The sequence below is a fragment of the Streptomyces sp. MB09-02B genome, from assembly GCF_033794485.1.
Taxonomy (GTDB): Bacteria; Actinomycetota; Actinomycetes; order Streptomycetales; family Streptomycetaceae; genus Streptomyces.
In genome coordinates this window covers 1-9,334 of the sequence record NZ_JARGEE010000358.1, presented here as the reverse complement: position 1 = coordinate 9,334, position 9,334 = coordinate 1, and the positions used below count along the sequence as shown (strand labels likewise).

Here is a 9,334-nt window from a genome sequence, read left to right as displayed (position 1 = left end):
CGGCACCTCCCTCACGAACACCGCCGCCACCAACGCCACCACCGAGACAACCGCCCCCAGCAAGAACGCCGAGTGCGTCCCCGCGGAGACCGCGTACTGGTACGCCTCCCGCACAGCCTCCGGCAGCTTCGCCAGACCCGCCGCATCCAGCTGCGCCGACTGCTCGGTCACCCGGGACCCCAGCGCCCCGGCCCGCTCGGCCATCACGTCCTGCACCCGGCTGTTGAACAACGCGCCCATGATCGCGACCCCGAAGGACGACCCGAGGGTCCGGGCCAGCGTGGTCGTGGACGACGCGACCCCCATGTCCTTCATCTCGACGCTGTTCTGCGCGACCAGCATGGTGATCTGCATCAGGCATCCCATACCGGCGCCCAGCACGGCCATGTACAGCCCGGACGTCACCCGGCTCGTCCCGGTGTCCATCTGCGCCAGCAGGAAGAGCCCCACGATCATCAGGACGCTCCCGACGACCGGGAAGACCTTGTAGCGGCCGCTGTTCGTGGTCACCCGCCCGGCCACCATCGACACCGCGAGCATCGCCCCCAGCATCGGCAGCAGCAACAGCCCGGAGTTCGTCGCGGACGCGCCCTGCACCGACTGCTGGTACAGCGGCAGGAACAGCACCGCGCCGAACATCACGAACCCGGTGAAGAACCCGATCACGGACATCAACGTGAAGTTCCGGCTGCGGAAGATGTGCAGCGGGATCACCGGCTCGGCCGCCCGCTTCTGCACGAACACGAAGCCGACCAGCGAGGCCACGCCGAGCGCGATCAGCTCCATGATGACGGCCGACCCCCAGGCGTACTCGGTGCCGCCCCACGTGGTGACCAGCACGATCGCCGTGATGCCGACGGTCAGCAGGGCCGCGCCCAGATAGTCGATGTTGCGCGCCGACCGCCCCTCGCGCGACGGCTTCGGCAGGTGCAGTACGGCACTGACGGCGATCAGCGCCACGATCCCGAGCGGCAGGTTGATGTAGAAGGACCAGCGCCAGCCCCAGTGGTCCGTGATGGACCCGCCCACCAGCGGCCCGGCGATCATGGCGAGAGCCATCACCCCGGCCATCATGCCCTGGTACTTGCCGCGCTCCCGGGGCGGTATCAGGTCGCCGATGATCGCCATGACGCCGACCATCAGTCCGCCGGCGCCGAGTCCCTGGATCGCGCGGAAGCCGATGAGCTGGCCCATGTCCTGGGCCATCCCGCTCAGCGCCGACCCGATCAGGAAGATCACGATCGAGGTCATGAAGACCCGCTTGCGGCCGTAGAGGTCGCCGAGCTTGCCCCAGATGGGCGTGGAAGCGGCGGTGGCGAGCGTGTACGCGGTGACGACCCACGAGAGGTGTTCGAGCCCGCCCAGCTCCCCCACGATCGTCGGCATCGCGGTCCCGATGATCATGTTGTCGAGCATCGCGAGCAGCATGGCGATCATGAGCGCGAGCAGCACCACCCGCACACTGCGCGGCTGCGGCCCGTCCACCTCGGCGCCACCACTCACTTCGTTCTTCTTCTCCGCATCCATCGCGGTCCTCCACTCCCCCCGGAGCTCCCGTGCACTTACTTGCCGACCGGCTAGTTGTCTACACTTAGGGAAGCTAGGCCCCTAACTAGCCGGGCGTCAAGTAAGTTCGACGGGCTTGGCCGAGGCTTGACCGACCCGGGGCCGTCCGAGCGGCGAGGAGTACGAGGATGAGCGGCACGACACCGGACGCGACGGGCGCGACGAGCGCGACACCGAAGCGGCAGCGTCGCGGCGACACCCGCCAGCGCATCCAGGAGGTCGCCCTCGAACTCTTCGCCGAGCAGGGCTACGAGAAGACCTCACTGCGGGAGATCGCCGAACGCCTCGACGTGACGAAGGCGGCGCTGTACTACCACTTCAAGACCAAGGAAGACATCCTCATCGGCCTCTTCCAGGACCTGCAGCGCCCGATCGACGAACTGATCGAATGGGCGGACACCCAGCCGCGCACCCTCGACACCAAGCGGGAGATCCTGCGCCGCTACAGCGTGGCCCTGGCCGATGTCGCCCCCCTCTTCCGCTTCATGCAGGAGAACCAGGCGACGGTGCGCGAACTGAGTGTCGGCGAGACGTTCAAGGACCGCATGATCCGGCTGATCGACACCATCAAGGAACCGGACGCCGCCCTGACCGACCAGGTCCGCTGCACCAGCGCCCTGTTCACCATGCACGCCGGCATGTTCGTCCTCCGGGACGTCGAAGGCGACCCGGAGGAGAAGCGCAAGGCCGTCCTGGAGGTCGCGATCGACCTGGTGACCCAGGCGCACTCGGGAAACCGGCCCTCTTGAGCGCCGTCGTATCCGGGTAGACCCTCAGAGCTCTCGGGATCCTCCCGGACATTCATACGAGGAGGCCCGGATGAACGCCGACGACCACACCCGGATGACCGACGAGGAGCGCGCCGCCCGCGACCGCAGAAGCCACCTCATCGGCCTCGCCGGCGCGGCGGCGGTCGTGGTTGTGATGGTCCTGGCCATCCTCTACTTCAACGACTACTACGCCGACACCCCGATGTGCGGCACGGGCCAGGACTACGGCCCGTGCTGACCGGCCACGGCCTCAGGCGCGAGCGACTCAGACGCTGACGCCCTTGGTCCGCAGGAAGGCGACCGGGTCGATGGCGGAGCCGTAGTTCGCGGTCGTACGGATCTCGAAGTGCAGGTGCGGCCCGCTGGAGTTACCGGTGTTGCCGGAGAGGGCTATACGCTGCCCGGTCTTGACGACCTGCCCGACCTTCACGTTCACCTTGGCCAGGTGGGCGTACTGCGAGAACGTGCCGTTGCCGTGCTTGATGACGACGGCGTTGCCGTACGCCGGGCCGTCACCGGCGCCGTTGCCACCGGCCTTGACAACGGTGCCGCCGTGCGCGGCGGCGACGGCCGTACCGCTCTTGACGGCGAAGTCCTGGCCGCTGTGCTTCGCGGACCACATGTTGCCGGCCTGTGCGAACCGCGCGCTCAGCTTGTAGCCCTTGACGGGGCTGACCCAGGAGGCCGCCTTCTTGGCGGCGGCGGTCTGGACGGTGGCGGTGCCGGCGCTCGCGGCCTGAGCACCGCCGGCGGCGGCCGCGACCCCGGCTCCCAGCACACCCGAGACACCCACACCCACGGCCGTCACGGCGGCGCGGACACGGAGCTGGGACATACGGGAACGGGGAGTGCGAACACGCTGCGACATGGAGTACCTCACGGGAGACGGAGACAGGGAACGTGCCTCGATGGGCACGAATCCCACCCGGCACACATCTGCGGCCGCCGAATGGGACACCCCTTGGTACCCCGACGCCCCGAAACCCCCCAAACGTGTGACCTACGACCGAACCTCGTAGCTCCACATAAAACCTCCCTCTCATTGACACCAACCCTCAAACCGTCCCCCACCTGCACAGCGCGAACCAAATCCCCCGCCATCGCACCCGAATGTCCGTTTTGCCCGTCAGCCGTTCGCCACTATTCCACCTAGTACCGGACAAATGACCTGTGCGGCACGTCACCGGTACCGCCATGGAAGAACTCAGGAATGTGACGCGGCCTACGAGGCCCACATCACTCACCGGACGCGAATTTCGGGGCAGGCAAAAGGGGCTGCCCCGGGACCGAAGTCCCGGGGCAGCCCCTTTGTTCGCTCAGGCCGAGCGGAGCGGTTACGCGTCCTTGCTCAGGTTCGGCCCCGCACCGCCGGCCGCCTGCTCGATCGGCGGGACGTCCGGCAGGGCCGCCTTCTCCTCACCCCGGAAGGTGAAGGTCTGGGTCTCGCCCTCGCCCTCGGTGTCCACGACCACGATGTGGCCGGGGCGCAGCTCGCCGAAGAGGATCTTCTCGGAGAGGGTGTCCTCGACCTCGCGCTGGATGGTCCGGCGCAGCGGCCGGGCGCCCAGTACGGGGTCGTACCCCTTCTTGGACAGCAGTTCCTTGGCGGACTGGGAGAGCTCGATGCCCATGTCCCGGTCCTTCAGGCGCTCGTCGACCTTGCCGATCATCAGGTCGACGATCTTGAGGATGTCCTCCTGCGTCAGCTGCGGGAAGACGACGACGTCGTCGACACGGTTGAGGAACTCGGGCCGGAAGTGCTGCTTGAGCTCGTCCGAGACCTTGTTCTTCATGCGCTCGTAGTTGGTCTTCTTGTCGCCCGAGGCCGCGAAGCCCAGGTTGAAGCCCTTGGAGATGTCCCGGGTGCCGAGGTTGGTCGTCATGATGATGACCGTGTTCTTGAAGTCCACGACCCGGCCCTGGGAGTCGGTCAGGCGACCGTCCTCCAGGATCTGCAGCAGCGAGTTGAAGATGTCCGGGTGGGCCTTCTCGACCTCGTCGAAGAGGACGACGGAGAACGGCTTGCGGCGGACCTTCTCGGTCAGCTGGCCGCCCTCTTCGTAGCCCACGTATCCGGGCGGCGAACCGAAGAGACGCGACACCGTGTGCTTCTCGCTGAACTCCGACATGTCGAGGGAGATCAGCGCGTCCTCGTCGCCGAAGAGGAACTCGGCGAGCGCCTTGGACAGCTCGGTCTTACCGACACCGGACGGGCCGGCGAAGATGAACGAACCACCGGGACGCTTGGGGTCCTTGAGGCCCGCACGCGTACGACGGATCGCCTTGGACAGCGCCTTGACGGCGTCGACCTGGCCGATGACCCGCTTGTGGAGCTCGTCCTCCATGCGCAGCAGACGCGAGGACTCCTCCTCGGTCAGCTTGAAGACCGGGATGCCGGTGGCGGTCGCGAGGACCTCGGCGATCAGCTCGCCGTCGACCTCGGCGACGACGTCCATGTCGCCGGCCTTCCACTCCTTCTCCCGCTTGGCCTTCGCGGCGAGGAGCTGCTTCTCCTTGTCGCGCAGGGAGGCGGCCTTCTCGAAGTCCTGCGAGTCGATCGCGGACTCCTTGTCCCGGCGGACACCGGCGATCTTCTCGTCGAACTCGCGGAGGTCCGGCGGCGCGGTCATCCGGCGGATACGCATCCTCGATCCGGCCTCGTCGATCAGGTCGATCGCCTTGTCCGGCAGGAAGCGGTCCGAGATGTAACGGTCGGCGAGCGTCGCCGCCTGCACCAGGGCCTCGTCCGTGATCGAGACGCGGTGGTGCGCCTCGTACCGGTCACGGAGACCCTTGAGGATCTCGATGGTGTGCGGGAGCGAGGGCTCGGCGACCTGGATGGGCTGGAAGCGGCGCTCCAGGGCCGCGTCCTTCTCCAGGTGCTTGCGGTACTCGTCCAGCGTGGTGGCGCCGATGGTCTGCAGCTCACCGCGGGCCAGCATGGGCTTCAGGATGGAAGCCGCGTCGATGGCGCCCTCGGCGGCACCCGCACCGACCAGCGTGTGCAGCTCGTCGATGAACAGGATGATGTCGCCGCGGGTGCGGATCTCCTTGAGCACCTTCTTCAGGCGCTCCTCGAAGTCACCGCGGTAGCGGGAGCCGGCGACCAGCGCGCCGAGGTCGAGGGTGTAGAGGTGCTTGTCCTTGAGGGTCTCGGGCACCTCGCCCTTGACGATGGCCTGGGCGAGGCCCTCGACGACGGCGGTCTTGCCGACGCCGGGCTCACCGATCAGGACCGGGTTGTTCTTGGTACGGCGGGACAGCACCTGCATGACCCGCTCGATCTCCTTCTCGCGCCCGATGACCGGGTCGAGCTTGGACTCACGAGCGGCCTGGGTGAGGTTCCGGCCGAACTGGTCGAGGACCAGGGACGTCGAGGGGGTGCCCTCGGCGGGGCCGCCGGCGGTGGCGGTCTCCTTGCCCTGGTAACCGGAGAGCAGCTGGATGACCTGCTGCCGCACCCGGTTGAGATCTGCGCCCAGCTTGACCAGGACCTGGGCGGCGACGCCCTCGCCCTCACGGATCAGGCCGAGCAGGATGTGCTCTGTGCCGATGTAGTTGTGGCCCAGCTGAAGAGCCTCGCGGAGCGACAGCTCCAGGACCTTCTTGGCACGGGGGGTGAAGGGGATGTGCCCGGACGGGGCCTGCTGCCCCTGCCCGATGATCTCCTCCACCTGCTGGCGGACCGCCTCGAGCGAAATCCCGAGGCTCTCCAGGGCCTTAGCGGCGACACCCTCACCCTCGTGGATCAGGCCCAGGAGGATGTGCTCGGTGCCGATGTAGTTGTGGTTGAGCATCCGGGCTTCTTCCTGAGCCAGGACGACAACCCGCCGCGCGCGGTCGGTGAACCTCTCGAACATCGTTAATCGCTCCTCAGAGCGGTCAGGCAGTGAGGGGACGCTCCCCTCGCTGTCCTTCCGCAGCTTAGTCCCGCAAGCGGGGACCGCTCATTCCAACTGCCGACACCGTCCTTGGCCTCCTGACCCCGAACGCCGACATCTGCTCCAACCCGATGGTGCGAGACGATGTTCCCGCAGGCCAGGCAGTTACCCCCACCATCAGTACGCCGATGGCGAACGTGAGACGGCCTTTCCTGCGTGTCGCCCCCTCCCACTAGGGATGTCTTACCCGTAGGGACTGACACTCCATGCCGGATGCACCGGTTCCCTCCGCTAAGGGCGAACATCCTTGCGTCACCGCACACCGTGGAACGCCCCCTTTTCCGGCACTCCTGGCAACCGCGCCGATACCCAGCGTAACTCTGGGCCCCTTCGCCCGGTTGCTCCTGACATGGCCATCGTCCCCCTTCCCCGCCGACCGCTCGACCCGAGCGCTTCCTCGGCCGTCGCCCCGCGCGATGTTCCGGGTGAGGGCCCGTGCGACGCGGTGCGGTGGTGGTACGAGAACGATCTCGGCTGGGCGACCGTGCCCGGGACGCCCGTACACCTCATTACGGGCCTGCGCTTCGATGTGCTCGACGTGCCGGTGGAAGCGGGGATCGCGGCGCTCCGGCATCTGGGGCCGGTGCCCGGTCCGGGTTCACCGGTCGCGCGGTGCGGCTCGCGGATGCTGCTGCTGGTCGCGGCCGGGAGCGCGGAGGAGGTGCCGGGGCTGTTGCAGTGGCTGGACTGGGGCGGCCTGGACCTGGACCTCACTGCCGTCGGAACGGGCGGTCACCTGGTGGCGCCGGAGCCTCCGGGCGGAACCGGAAGGCATGGGGGCGTGCGCGGGGAGGCCGGTTCACAGGGGGCCGCCGAGTGGGTGCGGCCCCCCGAGCCGGGATGCGAGGTCGAACCCTCGCTGCCGAGCATGTCGGCGTTGGGGGGCGGTGGGGCCGCCCCCGACCTCGTGCGAGTGGTGGACACGGTGGCGACGCACTGCCACCGCGTCCGGCTGCGGCGCGCGAGCACCGGGCCGTCGGAATCTCAGCCGTTGGCCTTCTCGTAGGCCTCGCGGATGGAGGCGGGGACGCGACCGCGGTCGTTGACCTCGTAACCGTTCTCCTTCGCCCAGGCGCGGATGGCCGCGGTGTCCTGGCTGCCGCCGGAAGCGGCGCGGGCCTTGCCACGCCCACCCGCCGCGCGGCCTCCGGTACGCCGACCACCCTTGACGTAGGGGTCGAGAAGGCCACGGAGCTTGTCCGCGTTGGCGGTCGTGAGGTCGATCTCGTACGTCTTGCCGTCCAGCGCGAACGTCACGGTCTCGTCCGCCTCGCCGCCGTCGAGGTCGTCGACAAGAAGGACCTGAACCTTCTGTGCCACCGGATTTCCTTTCATCGAAAACTTCAGGGCGAGGCCTGCGGCGAGCGCCGCTGTTTCGCGTCCCCTGTTATATGCAGTACTGCAGTACGTCGGAAAGCAAACCGCTTTTCCAGGAAAAACACAAACCCCTGGGAGAGACCGAGGAGAGACCGGGGAGAGAGCCCGGAGAGGACGAGGAGCCCGGGGAAGACCGGAAACATGTGCGTTTCGGACATAGGCCCCGCGGGCAGGGCGACCCTCACCGGAAGCTCTCCGGGAAGGCTCCTCGGGAACGCCTCACCGGAATTGGTCTCCGTCGGCGATCACAGATGCAGAAGCATCCGGCTGTTGCCCAAGGTGTTCGGTTTCACTCGTTCGAGACCGAGGAACTCCGCGACGCCCTCGTCATAGGAACGGAGCAGCTCCGCGTAGACATCGGTGTCGACGGGAGTCTCCCCGATCTCCACGAAGCCGTGCTTCGCGAAGAACTCGACTTCGAAGGTCAGACAGAAAACCCGTCGAACACCCAGCCAGCGAGCGGTGTGCAGCAACTTCTCGAGCAACTGGTGACCGACGCCGAGACCCTTGGCGTCCGGGTTCACCGCGAGAGTGCGGACTTCCGCGAGGTCTTCCCACATGACGTGCAGCGCACCGCAGCCGACGACCTGGGCGTTGTCGTCCCGTTCCGCGACCCAGAACTCCTGGATGTCCTCGTAAAGCGTGACCGTCGCTTTGTCGAGCAGGATGCGGCGCTGGACGTAGGAGTCGAGGAGGTCGCGCACGTGCGGGACATCGCTGGTCCGAGCCCGCCTGACGGTGATGGCTTTTGCGGTGGCTCCGGGACTCGTTGCTGGCATGAGCGGACGCTATCGCCCGGGGAGATCCGGTGATTCGCCGGGGGTGCCCTGTGTTTCGCCGGACGATTCGACGGATTCGCCGACGGTTTCAACAGGGGTTTCAACAGGGGTTTCGAGGGCGGGGGCGGCGGGCGCGGCGGGTTCGGGTTTGCCGGGGCCCGGGCCCTGCACGATGCGTACGGCGTCGGTGAGCGCCTGTCGCTGTTCCTCGCTCATCATCCCGAAGAAGGCGACGAGCGCGGCGGCGGGGTTGTCGCTCTGCGACCAGGCTTCGTTCATGAGTGCGGCCGCGTAGGCGGCGCGAGTGGAGACGGCCTCATATCGATAGGCCCGGCCCTCCGCCTCCCGGCGCACCCAGCCCTTCTGATGGAGATTGTCCAGAACGGTCATCACGGTGGTGTACGCGATGGACCGTTCGCGCTGAAGGTCTTCCAGGACTTCCCGAACTGTCACCGGGCGGTTCCACTTCCACACCCGCGTCATGACCGCGTCTTCGAGTTCTCCCAAGGGGCGAGGCACAGTTCCGCACACTATCCGGAGAGATGGAACAAAAAGGGCGTACGACTCGAAAAACACACGAGTCGTACGCCGATGGGGCGGAAGCGGTGAGGGTCAGGCGCCGGGGCCCCGGGAGTCGCCGCCGGCCTGGCGGGAGTTCTCCGCGCGGGCGAGGGCCGCGTCGACCATCGCGTCCTCCTTGGCCTTGTTGGGGCCGCCCTGGGTCTTCACGATCACCCGGATGACGCTGATGAACAGCACGGCCATCACGAAGGGGGGCAGCAGCGCGGAGACGTAGTCCATGCGTCCAGGGTAGCCAGGGCTAGACGGCGGCCAGTTGTTGGGGCGGGTTCGAAGGCGGGGCGGCCGGTTTCCGCTTGGGCGGGAAGACCTCGCCGGGGGT

General features: G+C 67.5%; 10 protein-coding genes. 3 read left to right on the top strand and 7 right to left on the bottom strand.

Features of this window, described 5'->3' with window-relative positions:
- Positions 1–1,527, bottom strand: a 1,527-nt coding sequence (locus P1P70_RS34280; protein ID WP_319244800.1) for an MDR family MFS transporter, incomplete at its 3' end; no start/stop codon positions are given.
- Positions 1,528–1,694: 167 nt separating this feature from the next.
- Between P1P70_RS34280 and P1P70_RS34275 the strand changes: the two genes are divergently transcribed.
- Both P1P70_RS34275 and P1P70_RS34270 read left to right on the top strand, forming a co-directional pair.
- A complete protein-coding gene (locus P1P70_RS34275) occupies positions 1,695–2,315 on the top strand; it encodes a TetR/AcrR family transcriptional regulator (protein ID WP_319244798.1) in 621 nt (206 codons plus the stop codon).
- 70 nt (positions 2,316–2,385) lie between these two features.
- The gene (locus tag P1P70_RS34270; protein WP_319244795.1) at positions 2,386–2,574 is read left to right on the top strand and encodes a hypothetical protein; all 189 of its coding nucleotides are present in this window, start codon (positions 2,386–2,388) and stop codon (positions 2,572–2,574) included.
- A gap of 27 nt (positions 2,575–2,601) precedes the next feature.
- Here P1P70_RS34270 and P1P70_RS34265 read toward each other — a convergent pair whose 3' ends face one another.
- Together P1P70_RS34265 and P1P70_RS34260 are read right to left on the bottom strand one after the other, a co-directional pair.
- Positions 2,602–3,204: a M23 family metallopeptidase gene (locus tag P1P70_RS34265; RefSeq protein WP_319244793.1), complete on the bottom strand. Its 603-nt coding sequence runs from the start codon at positions 3,202–3,204 to the stop codon at positions 2,602–2,604.
- A 466-nt stretch (positions 3,205–3,670) separates the two neighbouring features.
- Entirely contained in the window at positions 3,671–6,196 is a 2,526-nt protein-coding gene (locus tag P1P70_RS34260; protein ID WP_319244791.1) for an ATP-dependent Clp protease ATP-binding subunit, read from the bottom strand.
- Between the two features lie 430 nt (positions 6,197–6,626).
- On the opposite strand from P1P70_RS34260, the gene P1P70_RS34255 reads away from it, so the two are divergent.
- The gene (locus tag P1P70_RS34255; protein WP_319244789.1) at positions 6,627–7,283 is read left to right on the top strand and encodes an SCO3374 family protein; all 657 of its coding nucleotides are present in this window, start codon (positions 6,627–6,629) and stop codon (positions 7,281–7,283) included.
- On the opposite strand, the gene P1P70_RS34250 is transcribed toward P1P70_RS34255, so the two are convergent.
- The 4 genes from P1P70_RS34250 to P1P70_RS34235 form a co-directional block, all read right to left on the bottom strand.
- Positions 7,262–7,597: a histone-like nucleoid-structuring protein Lsr2 gene (locus P1P70_RS34250; protein WP_033524724.1), complete on the bottom strand. Its 336-nt coding sequence runs from the start codon at positions 7,595–7,597 to the stop codon at positions 7,262–7,264. The two genes, P1P70_RS34255 and P1P70_RS34250, sit on opposite strands and share 22 nt — an antisense overlap.
- A 302-nt stretch (positions 7,598–7,899) precedes the next feature.
- Positions 7,900–8,433 carry an amino-acid N-acetyltransferase gene (locus P1P70_RS34245; protein WP_319244787.1) on the bottom strand — a complete coding sequence of 178 codons (534 nt, stop codon included), beginning with the start codon at positions 8,431–8,433 and terminating at the stop codon, positions 7,900–7,902.
- Between the two features lie 9 nt (positions 8,434–8,442).
- Positions 8,443–8,916, bottom strand: a complete 474-nt coding sequence (locus P1P70_RS34240; RefSeq protein ID WP_413471613.1) for a BlaI/MecI/CopY family transcriptional regulator — start codon at positions 8,914–8,916, stop codon at positions 8,443–8,445.
- A gap of 129 nt (positions 8,917–9,045) precedes the next feature.
- A complete protein-coding gene (locus P1P70_RS34235) occupies positions 9,046–9,234 on the bottom strand; it encodes a hypothetical protein (RefSeq protein ID WP_319244785.1) in 189 nt (62 codons plus the stop codon).
- Between the last annotated feature and the right edge of the window lie 100 nt (positions 9,235–9,334).